A 23,197-nucleotide genomic window follows, 5' to 3' on the forward strand; every position below is an offset into this window, starting at 1 on the left:
TGATCTTCCCCTAGCGTCGCCCGCGCCGCAGATTTCAGATCGATGATCGCACTCAACATCCTCCTGCTCGGCGCCGAAATGCTGGTGTATTTCGGCGCCATGCTCGCGCTGTTCCGCCTGCGCGGAACGCTGGGTATCGGCGTGTTCTTCTGCGCGCTGGGCTCGCTCCATTTCATGGAGACGTATCTCGCCGCCGCCTATTACGTACAATTGCCGTTCGGCGTCTCGCTCTCGCCCGGCTCCGTGGTATTATTTTCCGGAAAACTGGCACTTCTGCTGCTCGTGTACATTCGCGAGGACGCGCTGGTGGCGCGCCAGCCCATCTATGGGCTGTTCCTCGGCAATCTGGTGCTGCTGGCGCTCGTCTTCCTGCTGCGCCAGCACAACGTGGTGCCGGCTCCCGGCGCGCCGGCGGACATCACGTTCATGGACCAGCTGGGCGCGCTGGCGGTGTGGAGCACGCTGCTGCTCTTCATCGATTCCATTGCCATGATCCTTGTCTACGAGCGCCTGTCGTCGCGGGCAAAGCGGTATCCGGTGACAGTCATCTGGGCGACGCTGGCGCTGGTGCTCACCTTCGATCAGGTCGGCTTTTTCGGCGTGCTGCATTTCGCGCTCGACGTGCCGCTGTCGGCGGGCATCGGCGGCTGGGTCGGCAAGCTGATGGCGGCGGGCTTCTATGCCCTGATGCTCGCGCTCTATCTCGACCGCTTCGAGATGGCCGGCGATCCGCTGCGCCCGCGCATCGCCGACGTGTTCGACACCCTCACCTACCGCCAGCGCTACGAGCAGCTGGAAGTGACGTCCCGGCTCGATCCGCTCACCGGCGTCCTCCACCGCGGCCAGCTGGAGCCGCTGGGCCGCGATCTCGTGGCCATCGCCCGCAAGACCGGCCGGCCCATGAGCCTGCTGCTGGTGGATGTGGACGACTACAAGGAGGTCAACGATCTCCACGGCCATGCCACCGGCGACGCGGTGCTGCGGCAGCTGGCGGGCGCCATCTCCGAGAGCCTTCGGCAGTCGGACCATGTGGTGCGCTATGGCGGCGACGAATTCGCCGTGCTGGCGCCGGGCGTGTCCCACGTCGCGGCGGTGGCCCTGGCCCGGATGCTCAACGAAAGCGTGACGGGGCTGACGCTGCCCGACGGGGTGCGGCAGCAGACCCTTTCCATCGGCGTCGCCACGCTGCCGGAGGACGGCCAGACCTTGACGGCACTGCTCGAAGCGGCCGACAAGCGCCTCTACGCGGCCAAGGCCGCCGGGCGCAACCGCGTGACGGGAGCGACAGGCGACGGCGGCCACAGCGACAACGGATGACGTTTTCCCCATGCTCGAAGGCCTCCCCCCCAACGACGCCACCCATGTGATGCGGGTCGAGGCGCCCCGCCGGCAGGCGCAGCGCATCGCCGACCTGATCTCGGAAACATTCGACCCCGCAGAGGTGGCGGTGGCCAATTTCGAGCGGACGGACGACGACTGGGTGGTGGAGGTCTATGCGGGCTCCGCCTTCGATCCGGAGATGCTGCTCGAACTGGTGGAGATCGCGGCCGGCCCGGAGATGGCCGCCGCCGTCACGTTCGGCGAGATCGAGCAGAAGGATTGGGTGGCCGCGAGCCTGGAAGGCCTCGCCCCGGTGGCCGTCGGCCCGGTGGTGGTCCATGGCTCCCATGATCGCGGCCGGGTGGGGCCGAACCGCATCGGCATCGAGATCGAGGCCGCGCTGGCCTTCGGCACCGGCCACCACGGCACCACGCAGGGCTGCCTGCACGCCATCGTCAACGCCGCGCGCAAGGGACGCCCGCAGCGCGTGCTGGACGTGGGCACGGGCACGGGCGTGCTCGCCATCGCGGCCGAGCGGCTGTTTCACACCGAGATCGTGGGAAGCGATATCGACATCATCGCCGTGCGCACGGCGAGAGCGAATGCGGCGGCCAACAAGGCGCCGGGGGTGCGCATGGTCCATGCGGCCGGCGCCGGGGCGCGGGCGATCCGCATCCACGGACCCTACGATTTGATTCTGGCCAACATCCTGCTGCCGCCGCTGAAACGGCTGGCGCGCCCGCTCGCCTCCCTGCTGGCGCCGGGAGGACGCATCGTCCTGTCGGGATTGCTCACCGCGCAGGTTCCGGCCGCTCTGGCGGCCTATCGCGCGCAGGGGCTGCACCTCGTCAACCAGCGGCATATCGAGGGCTGGGCCACCCTGACCCTCGCCGCGCGGTCGGATCGGCCGCGCGGATGAGGGGCTTACATAAAGCGTGTCAGTTCAGCGGGTCACGCCCGTTGAGCTGCACGTAGCGGGACAGCTCGCGCTCGGCCTGTTCCATGCGGGCGGCGATGATGGCGCCCATCAGGCGGGCAAAGAAGCCCTTGCCGGCGGTCTTGCCGGCCGCAGCCTTGCCAGCCTTGGGGGCGGCAGCGCGGGTGTCACGGGAAAGGGTGTCGGGAGAAAAGGTAACGGCGCTCATGGAGGCCTCCTGCACTGGCCCTACGGGGCTTTATCGCAGTGCAATATATGCCTCTGTGCAGCGCACCAGAACTACGGGCTTGGCATGCCAGATCTGCGCGGAGCGCACGGTAAAGGCATGGTTGCCGATTAGGCAGTTCACCGACCATGCCCCCAAAAGAGAAAGGCGGCCGGGCGCGATCGCCTCAGCCGCCATCGGCGCACTGCGCCGCGAGAACCGCGATGGACGCAAGGACCATGGCGGCCTCGAAAATCGCGCCTCAGGAGCGCGACGGCATGGACACCTTGCGGCCCACGCCGTTCAGCGGCGGCAGGCCGGCATGGGCGGCGCGCATGGTGGCGATCCGCTCGAGCACGTCATCCGGGAACGGCACCACGCGCCGCGAGCCGAGATCCACATGGAGCGTGATCTGCTCCGACGTGGCGGACACCCAGCCATCGGTGGCATGATGCAGCGACTGGAAGAGGTGCAGCCTCTTCTCGTCATAGTCGAGCAGCCGCATGGTCACGCGCACCGGCGATTCGGGCGCCAGTTCGCGTTCGTAGCGGATGTGGGATTCGCCGGTAAAGAAAGAGGCGCGACGCGCCCGGGCGTAGGACGGTCCCAGCCCGAGCAGGCCGAGCGCCTCGTCGAGCGCCCGGTCGAAGATGAGCGTGTAATAGGCCACGTTGAGGTGGCCGTTATAATCGATCCAGTTGGTCTCCACCTTCATGGAGGAGGACACGAACGGGGCAAAGAACACGGGTTCAAAGTCGATTCGGTCGAGCATGGCCGCCTCGCTTCGCTGGTTGCAGATTTTGCCGCTTGTGGAAGCACTGTGCCGTGCTAGGAGGCATCCGTCACCCTGAAATCGCGCCCCGGACAGAATCATAAAAGTCACTGTCAAGTCGAAACTGTTCCTAAAACGGTTCAATCCACTTTCGCGTCATCCGGGCGCCGCTCGCCTGACGCAGACAAAGGTTAAGGATTTGTAAATGGTTGCCGCAGCCGCGAAATCCGACAGTGCAATGCCCGATCGCATCGCCCAGGCGGTGCAGCGCCTGCAGGCCGCACTGGATCACAAGGTCGTTACGAATCGCTCGGTGCGGGAACAGCACGCGAACGTGACGACCTACCTGCCCAACGAGCCCGCGGACGCCGTTGTTTTCGCTGAATGCACGGAAGATGTGCAGGCCGTGGTCCGCGTGTGCGACGAGCTGTCGGTCCCGGTGATCGCGTGGGGCGCGGGCACCTCGCTGGAGGGCCATGTGAACGCTCCCTTCGGCGGCATCTGCATCGACCTCTCGCGCATGAACCGCATCCTGGCCGTCAACACCGCCGACCTCGACTGCGTGATCGAACCCGGCGTCACCCGCAAGCGGCTCAACGAGGAGCTGCGCGACCAGGGCCTGTTCTTCCCGCTCGATCCCGGCGCCGACGCCTCGCTGGGCGGCATGGTCTCCACCCGCTGCTCGGGCACCAATGCGGTGCGTTACGGCACCATGAAGGACAACGTGCTGTCCCTGAAGGTGGTGACACCCACCGGCGAAATCCTTACCACCGCCACCCGCGCGCGCAAATCCTCCGCCGGCTATGACCTCACCCGCCTTTATGTGGGCGCCGAGGGCACGCTCGGCATCGTCACCGAGATCACGCTGAAGCTCTACGGCATCCCGGAGGCGGTTTCCGCCGCCGTCTGCCCCTTTCCCAGCATCGAGGCCGCCTGCAACACGGTGATCGCCACCATCCAGAGCGGCATCCCGGTGGCGCGCATCGAGCTTCTGGACGAAGAGCAGGTGAAGGCCTCCAACGCCTACGCCAAGCTCACGCTGGCCGAGACGCCCACCCTCTTCCTCGAATTCCACGGCACCGAGGCCAGCGTCCACGAGCAGGCGGATCGCTTCGGCGAGCTGGCGGCGGAATATGGCGGCGGCCCCTCGGTGTTCGCGGTGAAGCCGGAGGAGCGCACCAAACTCTGGCAGGCGCGGCACGACGCCTATTGGTCGGTCCTGCCCATGCGGCCGGGCGCGAAGGCGGTGGCCACCGACGTGTGCGTGCCCATCTCCAGCCTCGCCGAATGCGTGATGGAGACCAAGCGCGACATCGTGGAGATGGGCCTCATCGCCCCCATCGTGGGCCATGTGGGCGACGGCAATTTCCACACCACGCTGATGGTGAACGTGGACGACCCGGAAGATCTCGCCAAGGCCAAGCACTATATGAAGCGGCTGGTGGAACGGGCGCTGGCCATGGGTGGCACCTCCACCGGCGAGCACGGCGTCGGCCAGGGCAAGATGAAATACATGGAAGGCGAGCACGGCGCCGCGGCGCTGGAGGCCATGCGCGCGATCAAGCGGGCACTCGACCCCAAAAACATCATGAATCCGGGAAAGATCGTCGCGATCTGATCGCAATCCCTGCGCATAGGGTTAAGCGTCCCTTTACGATCGGGGCCTCATCGGGAGACGCGTGTGCAGGGCATTCTCATCAGCCTCGCCTCGGCCATAGTCCTCGCCATCAGCGCGGCCTTCGCCGCGCCGTTCGTGGTGGACTGGAACCAGTGGCGCGGCACGTTCGAGACCGAGATGGGCCGCACGCTGGGCCTGCCCGTGGTCATCCGCGGCTCCATCGACGCCGAGATTCTGCCCGCCCCCCGCATCGTGCTGCGCGACGTGACCCTCGGCGACGTGGTGTCCACCGGCGGCACGGTGAAGGAACTCACCGCCGAGCTTTCCCTCGGCGCCCTGATGCGCGGCGACATCCAGGCTACCGGCGTCACCCTGCGCAAGCCGCAGATCCGCGTGGTGCTGGACAGCGCCGGCCGCGTCGCCATGCCCACGGGCAGCGGACGGGCAGCGGAACTCTCCATCGCCCGGCTGGAGGTGGAGGACGGCAGCCTCGATCTGCTCGACCGCGCCTCGGACCATCGCGTCAGCATCGACGATGTGGACCTCAAGGGTGAGGCGCGCTCCCTCTCCGGCCCGTTCCGGCTGGACGGCGAGGTGCAGGCCGGCGCGGCGCGGTTCGCCGTGCGCTCCACCCTCGGTAAGATCGGCGATGACGGCGCCGGCAAGCTGCGCATCGTGCTGGACGGGCGCACCCGCCCGTTTGCCCTCGATCTCGACGGCAGCCTCAACGTGGCCGGCGCCAAGCCACGCTTCGATGGCCGCGTCACCCTTTCCCGCCATGCCGGTGACGGGGCGGAGGCGTGGCAGCTCTCCGGCACGCTGAAGGCGAGCCCGGAAGCGGTGCTGGCGGAAAGCCTCGACCTCGCGCTGGGCGGCTCGGCCACCCCGGCGCAGCTCACCGGCTCCGCGCGCCTCGCCCTCGGCCGCGCCATTGGCCTTGATGCGGTGCTGAATGCCCGCAGCCTCGACATCGATGCCGTGCGCGCCGCCACCGGCACCAAGGACGCTGACGCCGGCAGCGGCAGCCCGGCCGCCTCGCTTGCCCGCTTCCTCGGCGGCGTCGCGGCCCTGCCCGCGCCGGACATCGCCTCGCGCATCGGTCTTTCCGTGGAGCAGCTGGTGCTCGGCGGCACCATGGTGCGCGATGTGCGGGCCGACATCTCCGGCTCCGCCGCCGGCTGGCGGGTGGATAGCGCCGAGGCGCAGCTGCCCGGCAAGGCCTCCCTCCGCCTCTCCGGCATGCCCACCCGCGCCAATGGCGGCGGCGGCTTCGACGGCAACGTCTCCTTCTCCGCCGATGACCCAGCCGTTTTCCTGCGCTGGGCCGCCCCCACCGCGCCGCGCGATTATGTGGCGGCGGCCAAGGGGCCGGTGCGCATCTCCGGCCGCGTCACTGCTGGCCCGTCGCGCATCGCGGTGGACATGCTGGACGCCACCTTCGCCGCCAGCCGGGTACGCGGCTCGGCCTCGGCTGCGCTGCCGGACAACGCGCCGCCCAAGCTCGACCTGCGCCTGTCGCTGGACGGCTTCGACCTCGACCCGCTGATCGCCGCCGTGCAGACCGCCTCCGCCGCCGTGGGTGGGGGCGCGGACGGGCAGGTGGCCATCGACGGGCGCAACCTCACCCTGTCCGGCCTGCCGCTGCGCGGCCTGAACCTCGAAGGCTCCGCCACCAGCGGCAACTGGCGCCTCGCCCGCATGGTGATGGACGATTTCGCCGGCCTGCGCGTCGAGGGCGCCGGGCGCATGGAGAATTTCTCCACCACCCCGCGCGGCGAATTCAACATCACCGCCTCCGGCGCCAGGGCCGACGGGCTCGTGCCCGTGGCGCGGCTTCTGGCTGGAGAGGAAACGGCGCAGGTCATCGGCAACCTCCTGCCCATCGCCTCCCCCGTAAAACTCAACAGCACCGTCGTCTGGGGCGAGGCCGGCGGGCGCAATGTCACCATCGCCGGCACGCTGGGGCAGATCTCCGGCGACGTCGCCTTCGCCCGCACCACCGCCGGCGTGCCGCTGCGCATCGCCCTGAAGGCGGACGCGACGGACGGAGGCCGCGCGCTCGCCGCCCTCGGCGTGGACGGGCTCGGACAAAGGCTCGGCCCGGCCCGTGTGGAACTCTCCGTCGATCCGCTGACGCAGGACGAGGCGCAGGTGCGTGGCCGCATCACGGTCGCCGACCTCACGGCGCAGGCGCAGGGCACGGCCCGCCTGTCCGGCGGCAGCATCGAGCCCAATCTCGCCATGCGCCTCGACGGCGCTGACCTCGGCCGGCTGCTTCCGCAGGCCTCCGCCGCCGTGGAAGGCCCGGTGCCCACCGCCCTCGCCTTCACCCTCTCCCGCCGTGCCGGTGCGTGGCGCCTCGGCGAGCTGACCGGCTCGCTGGCGGCGGCGCCCGTCTCCGGCAGCGTGGAGTTCGAGCCCGGCGCGGTGCCGCGCCTCTCCGGCAAGCTGGCCTTCGATACCCTCTCCGTTCCGCGCATCCTCGGCATGTTCGCCGCCCGTGCCGGGGCGGAGAGCGGGCCGGCCGGCCTGTGGAACACCGCCCGGCTCGCGCCGGCAGCGGCGGGCGGTATCGGCCTCAATCTGGAACTCTCCGCCGGCCGCATCGCCGCGCTCGGCCCCTATGCGCTGGACAAGGGCCGCGTCGTGCTGGTCAGCGACGGCACGGATTTCGACCTGCGCGACCTCTCCGGCAGCCTCGGCGGCGGGCGGGTCGCCGCCTCGCTCCGGCTGAAGCGGCAGAACGACCTCATCCAGGCCGACGGCCGCCTCGTGCTGGAGCAGGTGGACGCAAGCGCCCTCATCGCCCCTAGTGGCGCCCGCACCCCGCCCAAGGGACGCGTGAACCTGCTGCTCGATCTCGGCGGCTCGGGCCGCAGCGTGCAGACCATCGTGCAGAGTCTCTCCGGGCAGGGCACCCTCGGCGTGCGCGACCTCGTGATCGAGAATGCCAGCCCCGCCGCCCTCGACGCGGTACTGGCCGAAGCCGCCCCCCTCTCGCCGCCGCCTGATGAGCGCCGCACCGCGCAGATGCTGGATCGCGCGCTGGCCAAGGGGCCGCTCAAGCTCGCCTTCGTGGAATCGACGCTGGGCGTGGTGAACGGCGTCGCCCGCCTTTCCCCCGCCCGCACCACGGCGGACACTGTGCGCGTCGGCCTCTCCGGTAGCCTCGACCTGTCGCGGCTGGTCCTCGATGCCGGCATGGACCTCGAAGGCGCCGAAGCCGCCGGCGGTGTGCCCGGCGGCGCCATCTCCTGGCGCGGGCCGGTGGCTTCGCCCGAGCGGCGGGTGAGCGCGGCGGCAGCGACCAGCGTCATCGCCATGCGGGCCATCGAGCGTGAGACCCGCCGTCTGGAGGACCGCCAGCGCGGCGGCACGCCGGCCCCCGAGCCGGCGACCGCTCCGGCAGCGCCGGCGCCCGTCGCGCCCGTGTCCGTGTCCCCGGCGCCGGTTATTCCTGCTCCGGTCGTTCCCGCCCCTGCCCCGGCTGTGGTCGCCCCGGTGACGCCTGCGGCGAAACCTGCCGTCATCCCTCCGGCGGCAGCGACGCCTGCTCAACCGGCAGCCCCTGCTCCGGCGCCCGCGCCAGCCCCTGTGGCCATAGCTCCGCCCGCGCCCCAGCCGGCTCCGGTGCCGGTGCCGCGTGCGGTGGATCGCAATCAGGAGATCGAGCGGCGGGATGCGCCCGCGTCAGGCTTCGGCGTGCCCACCGCCTCAGGCACCGCCGGCAGCGCGACGCCGGGCGAGGTCCAGTCCCGCCAGACCCATCAGGCCGCGCCGGCCCGCGCCGAACCCGAGCGCCAGCTGGAAAGCCACGCCACGCCCGAGCCCACGGGCGAGCCTCGCCATCAGCCGGTGGTGCGCCAGACGCAGCCCCCCGCGCCGCGCCGCACCGACCGGGTCGAGCCGCCGCCCCCGCCGCGCTTCAGCGTGCCGGCGCCCACGGACGGCCAGTTGCCGCCCACCTCCGGCTTCGGCGACCTGCCGCGCCCGCCCGGTCTGGTGGGCGCGCGCTGAGCGGGCCTGTCAGGTCCGTTCGAGCGTCACATAGGTAAAGGCGGCTTCGTCCTTCTCGCCGCGGATCGGCCCCTCGCGGCCGGTCTCCCGCCATTGGCTGCGATCGAAGGCCGGGAAGAGCACGTCGCCCTCGGGGGCGGCATCCACCTCGGTGAGGTGCAGCCAGCGGGCGATGGGGAGCGTCTCGCGAAACACGCGCTCGCCGCCGATGACCATGATGGCGTCCGCGCCCATGGCATCCGCCGCATCGTCCGCCAGCGCAAGCCCTTCCGCCAGCGAGGCGCCTTTCAGCACACCCTCGGGCGGGGAGAAGGCGGGATCGGCGCTCACCACCACCGAGGTGCGTCCGGGCAGCGGCTTGCCGATGGACTCGAAGGTGCGCCGCCCCATCAGGATCGGCTTGCCCCAGGTGATGGCGCGGAAGCGCTTCAGGTCCGAAGGCAGGCGCCACGGCAGGCCGCCGCCGACGCCGATGACGCCGTTGCGCGACACCGCGACCACCAGCGCGAGGGGATGACGGGTCGCGCTCATGCGGCGTGCTCCAATTGGGCGAGGGCGGTCTCGGCGGCTGCGATGCCGGAGATGTGCGCGCCGTGGCAGGTGGAGAAGGCGGGGCCGCCCAGCGCCTCCCCTGCGAAGACGATGCGCGAATCGAACGGTTCATGAAGCCTGGCGCGCAGATGCGCCTTGCCCGGCAGCGCGCAGGAATAGGCGCCGCCGATGAAGGGCATTCCGGCCCAGTCGGTTGTCAGGCGACGCACCACATGGCGCCGCACATCCTCCCCGAAGGCGGACACCAGCACACCGACGGCGAAATCGGCCAGCGTATCCGGCCCCTCGCCCGCCATCGCCTGCGCTTCCGGCCCGGCCACATGGACGAGAGCCGCCGGCGCGCCACCCGGCCGCAGCATCACCGAGGCGCCGGCTTGGTCGGGACGGGACGGGTCCACCGCATCGAGGCCGGTGCGCTCGGGCACGCCGAACACGTCCCGGTCGAACAGCAGTGCCACCTTCTCGGCGAAGCCGAGCGGCAAAGCGGCGAACGTCTCCGCGACGTCCGGCGGCAAGGCGGGATCGAAAGCGAGCCGGCCGGCGGCGATCACTGCCGTGGACACCGTGACCACCGCCGCGCGGCAGGCGATGGCGCCCCGCTCCGTCTCGATGGAGAGGCGCCGGCCCCTGCGATCGATGCGTCGCACCGGACAGCCGAGCGTCACCTTCAGATCGCCCGCCACCGCCAGCACCAGCGCGCCATAGCCGTCGAGCACCGGCCAGTTGTCGTCCGTGTCGCGATAGAGCGCGAAGTCCACGGTGGAGATATCAGCCGGCCCGGCGGCCGACATCAGCTCCAGCCAGTGCCGCGCGAGGACGGCATAGCGCCCGGCGCCCCGCTCCGCGATCACCGCGGCGGCGGAGACGTCGCGGCCGGCCCGGCCGGCGGCGTGAATGGCGTCGAAGACGGCATCCACCTCCGCATCGGCGGCATCCTTTTCCGCGTCATTGGAGAAGCGGTCGCCGAGGAGGAGGCGCCTGCGCGGCACGGCGCTGCGACCGACACGGAAACCGTGCGCATCGGCGAGGGCGGTGAAGGGATTGTCCCGCGCATCGTGCAGCCAGTGGCAGCCGAGGTCGAAGGGCACACCAAGGGTGGTGGTGTCGGTCGCCGCCCGGCCGCCGGCGACAGCGGCGGCCTCGACGATCTCGAAGGGGACACCCGCCGCTTTCAGCCGCACTCCGGCCGCAAGGCCGGCGGCGCCGGCCCCGATCACGACCACATCGGTCTCGGCGGTCACCGGCGGGGTCCGGCCGGCTACTTCTTGTTGCGGAAGACGTCGAGCTGCACCACCTGCGCACCGCCGGCGGGCTTTTCCGCCCCCTCGGCGGTGGACGCCGCACTGGCCAGCGCCGGCTCGGAGGCGGCGCCGGGCGCGGGCTTGAGCGGGGTCGGTGCATTGGAGGCCGCGCCATTGGCCGAGACGGGCGTCTCCAGCGGGGCGTCGTCCGTCTCTTCCCCGTCCGCATCGGCGGTGAGGGTCTCGAACTGGAGGCCGAACTTCACGGCCGGGTCGAAGAAGCCCTTGAGGGCGGTGAAGGGCACCAGCAGGCGCTCGGGAATGCCACCGAAGGAGAGGCCAACCTCGAACGAGGTCTCGGTGACGATCAGGTCCCAGAACTGGTGCTGGAGCACGATGGTCATCTCCTCCGGATATTTCTCCAGCATGCGCTGGGAAAGCCGGACGCCGGGGGCGCGGGTATCGAAGGAGATGAAGAAATGGTGGTCGCCCGGCAGGCCGGTCTTGGCCACGTCCGTGAGCACACGGCGCACCACGGAGCGCAGGGCCTCCTGTGCGAGAAGATCGTAGCGGATGTGATCGACCGTCATGAGCCCGCTTAAGTCCCTCCGGCCTGATGACGAGCCAGGCTCCGGAGACCTTCCGGGCGGCACCGTGAACAGGTGGCGCCGCGGCCGAAAGGACGAACGAAGGAGCGCGCTTCCCCCCTTCGGCCGGTCGGGAGGGAAGTGGAGGCTTCTGTTGCCAGGTGCCTCCGAACCCCGCCTATCCAGTGCTACCCGGTAGGACTTTGATTTCGATCGTCAAACCGCTCACGCGGCCAGAGCAACCGGAGCATAGTTGTCGTTGGCAACTATAAGTTTAGCCCGATAACGGCGGTACAATGCCGAGCGAAAGAATGCTCTTTACACCCTCGTCGATCCTATTTCGCCCCCGCCGGAGCCCGACTTTCCCAAGGGAAAAACGGGCTTTGGTGGAGGCGCCGGGTACCGCCCCCGGGTCCGAAAGGCTTATTCCAACACCGATTTATCGCCATAGCCGACTTGCGCCGGCCCGGTGAATATAGGCGCCGCCGTCCGCCGATGAAAGGGGCGCGGGGCGAAATGTGCCACCCTGTCCCCGGTTCCGCGCGGCACCTCCCTTCAAGCCTCACGCTTTGGCGCAGTGGCAGCCTTCCAGATGGTCGTCCACGAGGCCGCACGCCTGCATGGCGGCATAGACGATGGTGGGACCGACGAACTTGAAGCCCGCCGCCTTGAGCCGCTTGGACAGGGCCTTCGATTCGGCCGTCTCGGCGGGCACGTCGGCGATGCGGCGGGGGCGGTTCACCTTCGTCTCGCCGTCCACCGCATCCCACATGAAATCGCTGAACGCGATCCCCTTGTCGCGCAGATCGAGATAGCCGCGGGCGGACAGCACCGCGCCCTCCACCTTCGCCCGGTTGCGCACGATGCCGGCATCCTGCATCAGCGCCTCCACCTTGGCGGCGTCGTAGCGGGCGATGATCTCCGGCTCGAAGCCGTCGAAGGCGCGGCGGAAATTCTCCCGCTTGCGCAGGATGGTGATCCAGGAGAGGCCGGCCTGAAAGCCGTCCAGCAGCAGCTTCTCGAACAGGGCGCGGCTGTCGCGCTCGGGCACGCCCCATTCATCGTCGTGATAGGCCATGTAGAAGGGATCGGTGCCGCACCAGAAGCAGCGGGCATGGCCGTCCGCGTGCGCGATCAAGGGCTGGCGCACGGGCTTCGGCGCGGCATCGTCCATTCTCTTGGGCTCCTCAGGTGGCTTTGAATTTGGCGTCCAGCGCGCTGACCTTCTTTTCCCAGTCCAATGGGAAGGTCGCCCATTCGGGCTTGCGCAATTCCACCTCCACCGCCCCGGCGGTCAGCGGCACACCCTCAGCGCGGGCGTCGGTGGCGCGGTCGAGGCGGACGGTGGCGATGCCCCGCCCCTCGGTGACGGAGGTGAGCTGACCGACGCTCTTGTCGCCCGCCACGATCTCCTGCCCGACCGCGAGCGGGGTGGGAAAGATGACCTCCACCAGCCGGTTGCGCGGGGTGGAGCGGTGCTCCATGCGGCTCACCACCTCCTGCCCGACATAGCAGCCCTTCTTGAAGTCCACGCCGCCGAGCTGGTCCATGTCGGCCTCGTGGGGGAAGGTGTCGCCATAGGTGAAATCGGCGCCGCCCTTGGGGATGCCGAGGGCGATGCGGTGCGCCTCATAGGCGGCAAGGTCGCTCGAAAGCCCGTCCGCGACGGCCTTCTCCAGCACCAGCCGCTGGCCGAGGCCGGGGAAGCGCGGATCGGTGAAGAGCCGGCCTTCCGGCAGGGCGCCGTGATCGCCGAACACGGCGGCAACCGCGAGGTCGGCCGCCACCTCGAACGTCACCTTGGCCCGAAGGCGATGGAAGATCAGCCGCTTGAGCAGGTCCTCCGCCCGCTCCGCGGGGACGTCGAACAGGAAGCTCTCCTCGGCGAGGCCGTAGAACAGGAAATCGGAGATGATCTTGCCCTGCGGGGTGAGCAGGCCGCCATAGCGGGCGTCTCCCGGCGCCATGGTCTTCACGTTACAGGTGATGACGGAATGCAGGAGCTTCACCGCATCGGGGCCATCGGCACGAATGAGGGTACGATCGTTCAAATGAATGAGCGGCATGGGGGCCGTCCTTGTCAGCAAAATAAAAAACAGATTTAAGGCCGCCAGCCTGTCCCCATCAAGAGCGAGCCCCTCCCATGCCCGTGACTTTCGATCTGCTGCTCAAGGGCGGCGCGGTCGCGACCCCCGCCGGCATTGCCGTTGCCGACATCGGTGTCACGGGCGGGCGCATCCGCGCCATCGGCGATCTCTCCGCCGCGAGCGCGGGCGAGGTGGTGGACGCCACCGGCCTTCATATCCTGCCCGGCGTCATCGACACGCAGGTGCATTTCCGCGAGCCGGGGCTGGAGCAGAAGGAAGACCTGGAGACCGGCTCCCGCGCCGCCGTCATGGGCGGCGTGACCGGCGTGTTCGAGATGCCGAACACCATTCCCCAGACCACCAATCCCTCCGCGCTGGAAGACAAGATCGCCCGCGGCACGAACCGCATGCATTGCGACTTCGCCTTCTATGTGGGCGGCACCCATGACAATGTGAAGGACCTGCCGGAGCTGGAGCGCCTGCCCGGCGCCGCCGGCATCAAGGTGTTCATTGGCTCCTCCACCGGCTCGCTGCTGGTGCCGGACGACGACGGCGTGCGCAACATCCTGAAGGTCATCCGCCGCCGCGCCGCCTTCCATTGCGAGGACGAGCCGCGCCTGCAGGAGCGCAAGGGCCTGCGCGTGCCGGGTGATGCCTCCTCCCACCCGGTGTGGCGCGACGAGATCGCGGCGCTCACCGCCACCCGGCGGCTGGTGAACCTCGCCCGCGAGACCGGCGCGCGGGTGCATGTGCTGCACGTGACCTCGGCCGAAGAGATGGATTTCCTCGCCGACGCGCGCGATGTGGCCTCGGTGGAGGTGACGCCCCACCACCTCACCATGGCTGCCCCGGAATGCTACGAGCGGCTCGGGACGCTGGCCCAGATGAACCCGCCGGTGCGCGGCGAGCGCCACCGCGACGGGCTGTGGGCGGCCATCGCCAACGGCGTCGTCGACGTGCTCGGCTCCGACCATGCCCCGCACACCCTGGAAGAAAAGAGCAAGCCCTATCCCGAAAGCCCCTCGGGCATGACCGGCGTGCAGACGCTGGTGCCGCTGATGCTGGATCACGTCGCTGCCGGCCGCCTGACGCTGGAGCGCTTCATCGACCTCACCAGCGCCGGCCCGGCGCGCCTGTTCGGCATCGCCGGCAAGGGGCGCATCGTGGTGGGCTACGACGCCGACTTCACCGTGGTGGACCTGAAGCGCCGCGCCACCATCACCAACAACTGGATCGCCTCGCGGGCGCAGTGGACGCCCTATGACGGGAAAGAGGTCACCGGCTGGCCCGTGGGCACCTTCGTGCGCGGCCGCAAGGTGATGTGGGAAGGCGAACTGACGGGGCCGTCCGCCGGCCAGCCCATCCGCTTCCTGGAGACGCTTCAGCCGCAGGGCTGAGGCGGGCGCCCCGTTCCCCGGACAAGCGACGGCGCAGCCGGAGCGCTGATCCGGGGTCCAGCGCAAGAGTTCCGCGCAGCAGGGCAATGTCTGAGAACAGTGGGATCAGGACGCGCCTTCGGCGGGCCCTTGCGCTGGGCCCCGGCTCGCATTCCGCTGTCGCTGCATGCGTCCGGGGCGCGAGAGCGCTGCCCTCACCCCTGCCGGGGCTGCTCGCGCACGCGGGTGAGCACAGCCTCGGGGCTGGCATAGGCTTCCTGAAGATCGACGCTCCAGTAGCGCAGTTCGTCGAGCGGGATGGTCTGCCCGGTCACGGCGCAGCGCACGAAGCTGCCGGGCCGCAGGATGCGGAATTCACCATCGAGGTAGCGCACTTCCGCCTCGCCATGGGGCTCGGGGAAGCGTTCGAATCTGTTCATCACCTGGGGAGCGTCCCGAAAACTGGTTTGCCGGGAGGATAGCCCTTTGCGCCGCAACGCGAAAGGGGCGCACGATCAGGGGTCGAAAAGTGTCGGCCCTTCTACCTTCTTCGGCTTGCGGCCGGCGGGGCGCGGCGCCGCCCGAGGGGGCGTATCCAGTGCCGGAGCCCCCTCCCCCGCGTGCACGGCGACCCGACCATCGGCGAATTCCAGGCTCAGGGCCGCGCCGTCCGCGATGTCCGCCGCCCGCCGCACCGCATGGCCGCCGGCATCCCGCACCAGAGCGAAGCCGCGGCCCAGCACCTCTTTGTAAGAGAGTGCCTTGAGAAGCTGAGAGAGCGAGGCGAGGCGCGCCGTGCGGCGCTCCTTCTGCACCTCCAGCGCCCGGCGCATGCGCCCATCCAGCACCTCAAGCCGTTCGCCCGCCCGCGCCAGCCGCGTGCGCAGCGCCTCCGGCGAGAGGCGCGCCTGCACCGCCGCCAGCTGAAGCCGGTGGGCGGAAGCGTTGGCCCGCAAGGCGCGCGGCAGCCGCTCGGCGGCAAGGTCGAGGCGCTGGCGCGGCTGGGCCAGCAGAGTTTCCGCCGCCGGGAGGAGCCGGGCGAGGCCGCGCAGATCGGCTCGGCGCCGGTCGAGAAGGCGCAAGGGCGCGGCGATCAGGCGGGCGCCGAGATCTTCCACCGTGGCGATCAGATCGGTGCGCACCGGCACCACCATCTCGGCCGCAGCCGTGGGGGTGGGCGCGCGCACGTCAGCGGCGAAATCGATGAGGGTCACGTCGGTCTCGTGGCCCACGGCCGAGACCAGCGGAATCATGCTCTCCGCCGCCGCCCGCACCACCGCCTCGTCGGAGAAGCCGAGCAGGTCCTCCAGCGCACCGCCGCCGCGCGCCACCACAATCACGTCCGGCCGGGGAATCGGCCCGCCCTCGGGCAGATCGTTGAAGCCGCGGATGGCGGCGGCCACCTCGGCGGCCGAGGTCTCGCCCTGCACCCGCACCGGCCATACCAGGACCCGGCGGGGGAATCGGTCGTTGAGGCGGTGGAGGATGTCGCGGATCACCGCCCCGGTGGGCGAGGTGACGACACCGATCACCCTAGGCAGGAAAGGCAGCTCCTGCTTGCGGGCGGGATCGAACAGGCCTTCGGCGGCGAGGCGACGCTTGCGCTCGTCCAGCATGGCCATGATGGCGCCGGCGCCGGCGAACTCCAGCGTTTCAATGACGATCTGGTAGCCGGATTTTCCCGGATAGGTGGTGAGCTTGCCGGTCGCCACCACCTCCAGCCCCTCCTCGGGCTTGAGGCGCAGGCGCTGGAAGGTGCCCTTCCAGATCACCGCATCGAGCCGCGCGCCGGCATCCTTCAGCGAAAAATAGGCGTGGCCGGAGGAATGGGGGCCGCGATAGCCGGAAATTTCGCCTCGCACCCGAACGTGGCCGTAGGCGTCCTCCACCGTCCGGCGCAGGGCGGCGGACAGCTCGGAAACGCTCCATTCGGGCGCATTGGCCCTGACTTCGGCATCATCTGTCATGCGAATCGGAACCCGGACGGGTGGTGTACCAGCATAACGGGAAGGTGCCCCATGCGGCGAGCGCAGAGCCCTGCCCCTTGTTTGCGCGGCCTTGAGCCGATAGGCGAAGAGAACAGAAAACCAAGATCCGTCGGAAACTCGGGGGAGGCCGCATGAACATCCTGCTGCTCGGTTCGGGAGGGCGTGAGCACGCCCTCGCCTGGAAGCTGGCGCAGAGCCCAACCATCGGTCAGTTCTACGCCTTGCCCGGCAATCCGGGCATCGCCGAGTTCGCGGACGTGGTGGAAGGCATCCCGCTGTCCGCCCACGACACCATCGTGAAATGGTGTCAGGAGCACACCATCGACCTGGTGGTGGTCGGCCCCGAGGCGCCGTTGGTGGCCGGCCTTGTGGATCGCCTCGCCGCCGCCGGCATCCTCGCCTTCGGCCCCACCGCGGCGGCCGCCCGGCTGGAGGGCTCCAAGCTCTTCACCAAGGAATTGTGCAAGGCGAACGACATTCCCACCGCCGCCTTCGGCCGCTTCACCTCCACCGCCGAGGCCGCCGCCTACATCCGCGCGCAGGGCGCGCCCATCGTGGTGAAGGCGGACGGGCTGATGGCCGGCAAGGGCGTGGTCGTCGCCCTCACCGTCGAGGAGGCGGTGGACGCGGTGGAGCAGGTGTTCGCCGGCGGCGGCACCGAGGTGCTCATCGAGGAATTCATGGAGGGCGAGGAGGCGAGCCTGTTCGCCCTCGTGGACGGCGAGACCGTCGTCGCCTTCGGCAGCGCCCAGGACCACAAGCGCGCCTATGACGGCGACCTCGGCCCCAACACCGGCGGTATGGGCGCCTATTCCCCCGCCCCGGTGCTGACGGAAGAGCTGGAGCGCCGGGCGCTGGAGGAAATCCTCATCCCCACCGCCCGCGCCATGGTCAAGGCCGGAACGCCCTATCGCGGCGTGCTTTATGCCGGGCTCATGCTCACCACCAACGGCCCCAAGCTGGTGGAATACAATTGTCGCTTCGGCGATCCCGAGTGCCAGGTGCTGATGCCGCGCTTCGCGGGGGATCTCGTGGAAGTGCTCCACGCCACCGCCGCCGGCCGCCTCGCCGAGGTGACGCCCCTGTGGTCCCCCGTCGCGGCCATGACGGTGGTCTATGCCTCGCGCGGCTATCCCGGCCCGCACCAGATCGGCTCGCCTATCGGCGGCCTCGGCGAGGCCTCGGCGCTGGAGGGAGTCACCGTGTTCCAGGCCGGCACGCGGATGAAGGGTGGCACGCTCGTCTCCAACGGCGGGCGGGTGCTGAACGTCACCGCCACCGGAGCGACGCTGGCTGAGGCCCGCGAACGCGCCTATGCCGCCGTCGCCCGCATCGACTGGCCGGACGGATTCTTCCGCTCCGACATCGGCTGGCGGGCGCTGGGGAAGGCCGGCTGATGGCCGAAAAGGCCCCCCTCCCCGTCCTCGACGATTTCCCGGTGAAGGCGCGCGACACCATCCGGTATGGCGACACCGACATGCTCGGGCACGTCAACAATGCGGTGTTCTCCACCTTCCTGGAGACGGGGCGGACCCACCTGCTGCTGACGCCGCGCCGTCTGGCGCCGCAGGGCATGGGCTTCGCGCTGGTCCGTCTCGTGCTCGACTACCGGGCGGAGATGCATTGGCCGGGCGAAGCGGATATCGGAACGGGCGTCATCTCCCTCGGCCGCAGTTCCGTGGGCCTCAGGCAGGCCATCTTCCAGGATGGCCAGTGCATGGCCACGGCCGAGACGGTGATCGTCCTCTTCGATCTCACCGAACGCCGCGCCGCGCCCCTGTCCGACGAGATGCGGGCCGCCCTCGAAGCGCTCCGGATCGCCTGACCGGCGCCACATCCCCCAAGTTCCAGGAATCGCGGCGGCCATGCCGGAATTCTGCGCACCCCAAATTCACATTAAAATTATGTTTTTGACGTGGATTCACATTAGATATTAAATTCGGAGAAATAGTCGAATGTGAAATCCACGAGGCTCATCATGACAGCGGTTCGCGGACAGGTCCTGCGGGACAGCCTGCTCTTCCTCACCGCCTACGGCATCATCGCCGCGGCGGTCATCTTCGGCTGAAAGGCCTGAGGCTAAACGGCTTTCGGCCGGGCCAGACCGAATCGCGCGGCGAGGCGGTCGAAGGCCTCGGCAGTGGCCGGGTCGATGGGAATGCCGTCGCGGCGGCGCTCGTCCGCCACCTTCCATTCGCGATCGCCCGGCGCCATCACCATATCCCCCGACGCGGGACGTGAATTGCGCAGCGTGCGGCGATAGCGCTGCATGGCGGCGTCGAACTCCTCCTCCGGCAGGAAGGCGCCTGGCTTCATCGCCATCACGAAGGCGCCCACATTGCGGGGGGTGCCGAAGTCCGGCCCGCCCATGGGTGCGATGTCAAACGAGAGCCGCGCGCCCGCCAGCACGGCGCTGAACACTTCCACCACCCCGGCCAGCGCCGCCCCCTTGAAGCCGAAGGCGGCGCCCAGCGGGGCCAGCATTTCCACATTGTGCGGATCGATGGTGTCGAAGCCGTCGCCATCGGAGGCGACCTCCGGCGGCAGGGATTGGCCGAGGCTGCGGTAGAGCAGCACCCGATTGTAGGGCACGGCGCTGGTGGCCATGTCGAGGAACCACGGCGCCTCACCCTTCACCGGAACGCCCATGGCGATGGGATTGGTGCCGTGGAAGCGCTCCGCCCCGCCGTGCAGGCGCACGAAACTGTCCGAATTGCAGAAGGCGAGCCCGATATAGCCCTTCTCCGCCGCCGCCAGCGCATAGGCCCCCGCCGCGCCGAAGTGGGACGAGTTGCGGATGGCCACGGCGCCGATGCCGTAGAGGGCGGCATTCTCCATCGCCCGGTCCATGGCCGCATAGGCGGCACGGGCGCCATGGCCGTGGTTGGCATCGAGCGTCGCCACCGCCGCCGCGCTGGTCCGGAAGTCGAGCGTGGGATGGCCGTTCACCCGGCCGCCCGCGATTACCGCCACATAATGGTCCAGCAGCCGCACACCGTGGCTGTCCACCCCGAAGCGCGAGCCGTGCAGCATGGCGCGCGTCGCCGCCTCGGCGCTGGCCGCATCCGCCCCCGCCGCCGCGAGGGCCGCACTGCAGAAGGCAAACAGCGCGTCCTCCCGGTGCCGTTCGAGGGATGTGGAGCGGGCGGAAGCGGGCGCGGCAGTCGGCGCGGACATGGGGCAATCCTTGAGGCGGCGCTGGGGTGGCTCAGCGAGTGTCCTTTGTATGCATTGGACGGTGATGGTGTAAACTCCCTTTCACACGGCCGACGGTGCGGCATCCGGTCAGCCGGCAAACGGGCAGGCAACCCTTTGGACAACTTGGCATTTGCACCGGCCTGGGGCACCTTGCCGCCGGGCCGCGACCGGTGCGGCTGGAACGATGGACGTGGAGCGTGAGCGGACGGGACGTGACAAGTGAGGCCCCCACGGCGTCTGCGGGCAAGGCGTTGCCCTCGGGCGAGCGGCGACCACGCCCGGTGGCCGGCATCGCCCCGCGTCTGCATGAACGCGCCTTCGACATCCTCGCCTCGCAGATCGCCTCCGGCGCCCTCGCCCCCGGCGAGCGCCTGCTCGAATCCCGCATCGCCGAGCGATTCGGCATCTCCCGCGCACCGGCGCGGCAGGCGCTGGCGCGGCTGGAGCGGGTGGGGCTCGTCAGCCGCAGCGAGGGCCACGGCTTCGAGGTCATGCCCCTCGCCGGGCCGGCGCCCGCGGTCCCTTCCGTGGATGTGAGCGGCGCGGCGCCGATCCAGCTCGCCCCCGAATCGACCTGGCAGCGCATCTATGCGGACGTGGAGCAGGAGGTGGTCTCGCGCACCGCGCTCGGGGCCTTCCGCGTGGTGGAGAACCATCTCGCCGCCTATTACGGCGTGAGCCGCACGGTGGCCCGCGAAGTGCTCTCGCGCCTCAACCAGCGCGGCGTGGTGCGCAAGGATGCCCGCCTGCACTGGTATGCCCCGGCGCTGACGCCCGCCTATGTGGCCGAGCTGTTCGAGATGCGCGCCATTCTGGAGCCGGCGGCGCTGCGGCTTGCCTTTCCACGCCTCGCCCCCGGACAGGTGGCGACGCTGCTGGCGAACCTGCGCGATGCCGCCGCCCACCCCGACGCGGTGGACGGCGCCCGCCTCGGCGCCTTGGAGACCGAGTTGCACGTCGGCCTGCTCGGCCGCTGCGGCAATGCCACGCTGATGGAGGCGCTGGCCACCTGCCAGACGCTGCTGGTCGCCCTCACCTTTCTTTATGTGCGCGCGCCCCAGCCCCACGGCCGCGAGCCCTTCATCGCCGAACATCTCGATGTCGCCGAACGCCTCGCGGCGGCAGACGTGGAGGGTGCGGCAAACGCCCTGCGCGACCACCTGCGCGGGTCATTCGGCCGCGCGGTGGAGCGGCTCGACCGGGTGCGGCGGGAGTTCGCCCCGGGCCCCCTGCCCTACCTCTCGCCGCTCTGAGCCTCTCAAATCGCCGTGACAGGTCTTCCGATCGCACCAAAACGGAACATTTCTTGATCTGAACGGGTGGCGAAGCGCGCGAACCCGGTTAAGATTGCATTGTTCGCCGGCGCATCGGTCGCACCCTCCCTTCGGAAAGGTGCGGAAAATACGAGCGCCTGCGTGGTGGTGGAGGATCTGATGTTGTCCCTCGTTGCCGGTTCCGCCCTCGTCCTCGCTGGTCTTGCCGCGGTTGCGCTTGCGCAGCTCGCCGCCAAGCAGAGGCAGATGGTACCGGTGCGCGTGCGCGCCCGCCGCACCCATCGCTGAGGCGCGACGCCCCGAACCTCCCGCCGTGACCCCGGTCGCCGGGCCTGATTCCGCAGGCTCCACCATCGAGATTCGCGTCGAGCGGGTCCCGCAGCTCTTCAACATGCTGGACCCGTTCCCTTTCCGGGAACGCGACCTCGACGCGGAGGCGGAAGCCTTCATCGTGGAGTGGGCGCGCGAGCTGCCGCGCGGCGCTCCGCTCTCCATCGTCGTCCATCTGCCGCCCGACGAGGCGCTGACCAGCGAGGCGGCGGGTCTGCCCGACGCCATCCGCGGCTATTTCGCCCTGAGGGCGCGCGCGCTTTCGGCGGAGCTGTCGGAGTTGTTCCGGGTCGGCCGCGTCTCGCTCGCCATCGGCATTCTCGTGCTGGCGCTGTGCCTGGGCATTGCCGGGCTCATCGCCGAGCCACGGCTCGAAAACCTCGCCAGCCTCGCCGCCGAGGGCCTGCTGATTCTCGGCTGGGTGGCGCTTTGGCGGCCGATGGAAATCTTCCTCTACGACTGGTGGCCCATCGCCGGGCAGCGCCGGCTCTGCCAGCGCCTCGCCGAGGCCAGCATCAGCGTGCGCGCGGTGCCCTGATAAGGGTTGGCGAAACCTAGCGAACGGCGGGAGCTGGGCCGGCCCGGAAGCCGGCCGGCAGCATCAGGCCGCGGCCATCGCATTGCGGGCATGGCCGCGGATGCGCTCGACCATGGACCTCAGCCCGTTGGAGCGCTGCGGCGTCAGATGGCCCTCAAGCCCGATCTGGCGGAACACGCCGAGGATGTCGGTCTCCATGATCTCCTTGGGCGTGCGCCCGGAGACCAGTTGGAGCAGCACCGCCACGAGACCGCGCACGATGTGGGCGTCGGAATCCCCCTCGAACTCCAGCAGCGGGCCGGCGGGGGTCTCTTTTACGTGGGAGATGAGCCACACCTGGCTCGCGCAACCCTGCACCTTGTTGGTGTCGTTGCGCTCGGCCTCGGGAAAGGGCGGCAGCTTCTTGCCGAGCTCGATCACGTGCCGGTAGCGGTCTTCCCAATTGTCGAGAAATTCAAAATCCGCAATCAGATCGTCAGCGTTCATGAGGCCAATTCCTCGTCACCAGATGACGGCCGGGAAAAAGGGCAGGGCCGCCTGTCCTTGCGCTGCAGCATAGCACAGCCGGCAAGCAATGCCTGCCTAATCCACATCCCGAACATGGTACCGGATCGGCGCGACGCAACCCGCCGCGCCATCAACCTCAGGCCGGGCGGCGAGGCGGCAGCGGCGGCAGAGGGGTGGGGGTCATGGTCTGCGCCGGCTGCCCGGCGACGGGCTGGAAGCCCTGCGGCACCACCATCTTGGCCGCGTCACCGCCGCCCCACAAAGGCATCAGGTCCTGCGGCGTGAGGTCGAGCGCGCTGCCCTTTTCCGCGGAATTCCTGCCCGGCTGGGCGGGGGCCGCACCTTGCACGGGGGCCGGCGGCGCGCCTTCGTGATGGCCGATGGACTCATAGACCCAGCGCGCGCCGACCTGAGCCTTCTCCACCAAGTGCCCGGCCATCTGCCCGCCCACCGCGCAGGCCTGGGGCTGGCGATCGCAGAAGCCGCGCAGGTCCGCCACCAGCGCCTGGGCGGCGCCGAAGGCATCGAACACGCTCACGTCCCGTCCATCCGAGCCCTTGAGGCCGAAGGGGAGGAGGAGCAGCACGAGGCCGACCCAGAAGGCGAGGCGGAACAGGAAGAACATCGCTCCCTCTTGAAACGGCGGCGAA

22 protein-coding genes and 1 other RNA gene are annotated in these 23,197 nt (G+C 69.7%); 10 read left to right on the forward strand and 13 right to left on the reverse strand.

Annotated elements, in window-relative coordinates; genetic code table 11:
- Positions 1–42 precede the first annotated feature (42 nt).
- Both A37E_RS0102470 and A37E_RS0102475 read left to right on the forward strand, forming a co-directional pair.
- Positions 43–1,317, forward strand: coding sequence for a GGDEF domain-containing protein (locus tag A37E_RS0102470; RefSeq protein ID WP_029555178.1), 1,275 nt, complete (start codon positions 43–45; stop codon positions 1,315–1,317).
- 10 nt (positions 1,318–1,327) lie between these two features.
- Positions 1,328–2,239 (forward strand): 50S ribosomal protein L11 methyltransferase, encoded by a 912-nt coding sequence (locus A37E_RS0102475; protein WP_024277815.1) that lies wholly within the window; start codon positions 1,328–1,330, stop codon positions 2,237–2,239.
- Positions 2,240–2,258: 19 nt separating this feature from the next.
- Here the strand turns inward: A37E_RS0102475 and A37E_RS0102480 are convergent, their stop codons facing one another.
- Both A37E_RS0102480 and A37E_RS0102485 read right to left on the reverse strand, forming a co-directional pair.
- Positions 2,259–2,465: a hypothetical protein gene (locus A37E_RS0102480; RefSeq protein WP_024277814.1), complete on the reverse strand. Its 207-nt coding sequence runs from the start codon at positions 2,463–2,465 to the stop codon at positions 2,259–2,261.
- Positions 2,466–2,724: 259 nt separating this feature from the next.
- Complete coding sequence (locus A37E_RS0102485) at positions 2,725–3,234, reverse strand: thioesterase family protein (RefSeq protein ID WP_024277813.1); 510 nt, start codon at positions 3,232–3,234, stop codon at positions 2,725–2,727.
- A gap of 205 nt (positions 3,235–3,439) precedes the next feature.
- Here A37E_RS0102485 and A37E_RS0102490 point away from each other — a divergent pair, with 205 nt between their 5' ends.
- Together A37E_RS0102490 and A37E_RS25085 are read left to right on the forward strand one after the other, a co-directional pair.
- Positions 3,440–4,852 (forward strand): FAD-linked oxidase C-terminal domain-containing protein, encoded by a 1,413-nt coding sequence (locus A37E_RS0102490; RefSeq protein ID WP_029555179.1) that lies wholly within the window; start codon positions 3,440–3,442, stop codon positions 4,850–4,852.
- Between the two features lie 63 nt (positions 4,853–4,915).
- A complete protein-coding gene (locus A37E_RS25085; RefSeq protein WP_038192451.1) occupies positions 4,916–8,869 on the forward strand; it encodes an AsmA family protein in 3,954 nt (1,317 codons plus the stop codon).
- A 9-nt stretch (positions 8,870–8,878) separates the two neighbouring features.
- On the opposite strand, the gene A37E_RS0102505 is transcribed toward A37E_RS25085, so the two are convergent.
- The 6 genes from A37E_RS0102505 to A37E_RS0102525 form a co-directional block, all read right to left on the reverse strand.
- A complete protein-coding gene (locus tag A37E_RS0102505) occupies positions 8,879–9,400 on the reverse strand; it encodes a dihydrofolate reductase (RefSeq protein WP_029555180.1) in 522 nt (173 codons plus the stop codon).
- A complete protein-coding gene (locus A37E_RS0102510) occupies positions 9,397–10,662 on the reverse strand; it encodes an FAD-dependent oxidoreductase (protein WP_029555181.1) in 1,266 nt (421 codons plus the stop codon). The genes A37E_RS0102505 and A37E_RS0102510 overlap by 4 nt, the downstream gene beginning before the upstream one ends.
- Positions 10,663–10,679: 17 nt before the next feature.
- Entirely contained in the window at positions 10,680–11,252 is a 573-nt protein-coding gene (locus tag A37E_RS0102515; protein ID WP_024277808.1) for an SspB family protein, read from the reverse strand.
- A 137-nt stretch (positions 11,253–11,389) separates the two neighbouring features.
- Positions 11,390–11,754: a transfer-messenger RNA gene (gene ssrA, locus A37E_RS26280) on the reverse strand.
- 57 nt (positions 11,755–11,811) lie between these two features.
- Positions 11,812–12,423 carry a DNA-3-methyladenine glycosylase I gene (locus tag A37E_RS0102520; protein WP_038193803.1) on the reverse strand — a complete coding sequence of 204 codons (612 nt, stop codon included), beginning with the start codon at positions 12,421–12,423 and terminating at the stop codon, positions 11,812–11,814.
- A 13-nt stretch (positions 12,424–12,436) separates the two neighbouring features.
- Entirely contained in the window at positions 12,437–13,315 is an 879-nt protein-coding gene (locus A37E_RS0102525; RefSeq protein WP_029555183.1) for a folate-binding protein YgfZ, read from the reverse strand.
- Positions 13,316–13,392: 77 nt separating this feature from the next.
- Between A37E_RS0102525 and A37E_RS0102530 the strand changes: the two genes are divergently transcribed.
- Entirely contained in the window at positions 13,393–14,733 is a 1,341-nt protein-coding gene (locus A37E_RS0102530; RefSeq protein WP_029555184.1) for a dihydroorotase, read from the forward strand.
- Positions 14,734–14,927: 194 nt separating this feature from the next.
- Here A37E_RS0102530 and A37E_RS0102535 read toward each other — a convergent pair whose 3' ends face one another.
- Both A37E_RS0102535 and xseA read right to left on the reverse strand, forming a co-directional pair.
- The gene (locus A37E_RS0102535; RefSeq protein ID WP_024277804.1) at positions 14,928–15,152 is read right to left on the reverse strand and encodes a DUF2093 domain-containing protein; all 225 of its coding nucleotides are present in this window, start codon (positions 15,150–15,152) and stop codon (positions 14,928–14,930) included.
- Positions 15,153–15,227: 75 nt separating this feature from the next.
- Positions 15,228–16,679, reverse strand: a complete 1,452-nt coding sequence (gene xseA / locus A37E_RS0102540; protein ID WP_029555185.1) for an exodeoxyribonuclease VII large subunit — start codon at positions 16,677–16,679, stop codon at positions 15,228–15,230.
- Positions 16,680–16,831: 152 nt separating this feature from the next.
- Between xseA and purD the strand changes: the two genes are divergently transcribed.
- Positions 16,832–18,097 (forward strand): phosphoribosylamine--glycine ligase, encoded by a 1,266-nt coding sequence (purD, locus tag A37E_RS0102545; RefSeq protein ID WP_029555186.1) that lies wholly within the window; start codon positions 16,832–16,834, stop codon positions 18,095–18,097.
- Complete coding sequence (locus A37E_RS0102550; RefSeq protein ID WP_029555187.1) at positions 18,097–18,525, forward strand: thioesterase family protein; 429 nt, start codon at positions 18,097–18,099, stop codon at positions 18,523–18,525. The genes purD and A37E_RS0102550 overlap by 1 nt, the downstream gene beginning before the upstream one ends.
- 254 nt (positions 18,526–18,779) lie before the next feature.
- Here A37E_RS0102550 and A37E_RS0102560 read toward each other — a convergent pair whose 3' ends face one another.
- Entirely contained in the window at positions 18,780–19,877 is a 1,098-nt protein-coding gene (locus A37E_RS0102560) for an Ldh family oxidoreductase (protein ID WP_029555188.1), read from the reverse strand.
- A 233-nt stretch (positions 19,878–20,110) separates the two neighbouring features.
- On the opposite strand from A37E_RS0102560, the gene A37E_RS0102565 reads away from it, so the two are divergent.
- The 3 genes from A37E_RS0102565 (at position 20,111) to A37E_RS0102575 (ending at position 22,040) form a co-directional block, all read left to right on the forward strand.
- Entirely contained in the window at positions 20,111–21,151 is a 1,041-nt protein-coding gene (locus A37E_RS0102565; protein ID WP_245279251.1) for a GntR family transcriptional regulator, read from the forward strand.
- Positions 21,152–21,331: 180 nt separating this feature from the next.
- The gene (locus tag A37E_RS27600) at positions 21,332–21,460 is read left to right on the forward strand and encodes a hypothetical protein (protein ID WP_280938287.1); all 129 of its coding nucleotides are present in this window, start codon (positions 21,332–21,334) and stop codon (positions 21,458–21,460) included.
- A gap of 25 nt (positions 21,461–21,485) precedes the next feature.
- A complete protein-coding gene (locus A37E_RS0102575) occupies positions 21,486–22,040 on the forward strand; it encodes a hypothetical protein (protein ID WP_029555190.1) in 555 nt (184 codons plus the stop codon).
- A 63-nt stretch (positions 22,041–22,103) separates the two neighbouring features.
- Here A37E_RS0102575 and A37E_RS0102580 read toward each other — a convergent pair whose 3' ends face one another.
- Together A37E_RS0102580 and A37E_RS25775 are read right to left on the reverse strand one after the other, a co-directional pair.
- A complete protein-coding gene (locus tag A37E_RS0102580; protein WP_024277798.1) occupies positions 22,104–22,526 on the reverse strand; it encodes a SufE family protein in 423 nt (140 codons plus the stop codon).
- Positions 22,527–22,683: 157 nt separating this feature from the next.
- Positions 22,684–23,172 carry a DUF5330 domain-containing protein gene (locus tag A37E_RS25775; protein WP_051678734.1) on the reverse strand — a complete coding sequence of 163 codons (489 nt, stop codon included), beginning with the start codon at positions 23,170–23,172 and terminating at the stop codon, positions 22,684–22,686.
- Between the last annotated feature and the right edge of the window lie 25 nt (positions 23,173–23,197).

The organism is Xanthobacter sp. 91 (genome assembly GCF_000702385.1).
Classification (GTDB): domain Bacteria; phylum Pseudomonadota; class Alphaproteobacteria; order Rhizobiales; family Xanthobacteraceae; genus Xanthobacter; species Xanthobacter aminoxidans.

Excerpts from the sequence above, each read along its gene's own strand:
- A37E_RS0102470 (WP_029555178.1), top strand. The coding sequence starts at position 43 with ATGATCGCACTCAACATCCTCCTGCTCGGCGCCGAAATGCTGGTGTAT.
- A37E_RS0102475 (WP_024277815.1), top strand. The coding sequence starts at position 1,328 with ATGCTCGAAGGCCTCCCCCCCAACGACGCCACCCATGTGATGCGGGTC.
- A37E_RS0102480 (WP_024277814.1), bottom strand. The coding sequence starts at position 2,465 with ATGAGCGCCGTTACCTTTTCTCCCGACACCCTTTCCCGTGACACCCGC.
- A37E_RS0102485 (WP_024277813.1), bottom strand. The coding sequence starts at position 3,234 with ATGCTCGACCGAATCGACTTTGAACCCGTGTTCTTTGCCCCGTTCGTG.
- A37E_RS0102490 (WP_029555179.1), top strand. The coding sequence starts at position 3,440 with ATGGTTGCCGCAGCCGCGAAATCCGACAGTGCAATGCCCGATCGCATC.
- A37E_RS0102505 (WP_029555180.1), bottom strand. The coding sequence starts at position 9,400 with ATGAGCGCGACCCGTCATCCCCTCGCGCTGGTGGTCGCGGTGTCGCGC.
- A37E_RS0102515 (WP_024277808.1), bottom strand. The coding sequence starts at position 11,252 with ATGACGGTCGATCACATCCGCTACGATCTTCTCGCACAGGAGGCCCTG.
- A37E_RS0102520 (WP_038193803.1), bottom strand. The coding sequence starts at position 12,423 with ATGGACGATGCCGCGCCGAAGCCCGTGCGCCAGCCCTTGATCGCGCAC.
- A37E_RS0102525 (WP_029555183.1), bottom strand. The coding sequence starts at position 13,315 with ATGCCGCTCATTCATTTGAACGATCGTACCCTCATTCGTGCCGATGGC.
- A37E_RS0102530 (WP_029555184.1), top strand. The coding sequence starts at position 13,393 with ATGCCCGTGACTTTCGATCTGCTGCTCAAGGGCGGCGCGGTCGCGACC.
- A37E_RS0102535 (WP_024277804.1), bottom strand. The coding sequence starts at position 15,152 with ATGAACAGATTCGAACGCTTCCCCGAGCCCCATGGCGAGGCGGAAGTG.
- xseA (WP_029555185.1), bottom strand. The coding sequence starts at position 16,679 with ATGACAGATGATGCCGAAGTCAGGGCCAATGCGCCCGAATGGAGCGTT.
- purD (WP_029555186.1), top strand. The coding sequence starts at position 16,832 with ATGAACATCCTGCTGCTCGGTTCGGGAGGGCGTGAGCACGCCCTCGCC.
- A37E_RS0102550 (WP_029555187.1), top strand. The coding sequence starts at position 18,097 with ATGGCCGAAAAGGCCCCCCTCCCCGTCCTCGACGATTTCCCGGTGAAG.
- A37E_RS0102560 (WP_029555188.1), bottom strand. The coding sequence starts at position 19,877 with ATGTCCGCGCCGACTGCCGCGCCCGCTTCCGCCCGCTCCACATCCCTC.
- A37E_RS27600 (WP_280938287.1), top strand. The coding sequence starts at position 21,332 with ATGTTGTCCCTCGTTGCCGGTTCCGCCCTCGTCCTCGCTGGTCTTGCC.
- A37E_RS0102580 (WP_024277798.1), bottom strand. The coding sequence starts at position 22,526 with ATGAACGCTGACGATCTGATTGCGGATTTTGAATTTCTCGACAATTGG.
- A37E_RS25775 (WP_051678734.1), bottom strand. The coding sequence starts at position 23,172 with ATGTTCTTCCTGTTCCGCCTCGCCTTCTGGGTCGGCCTCGTGCTGCTC.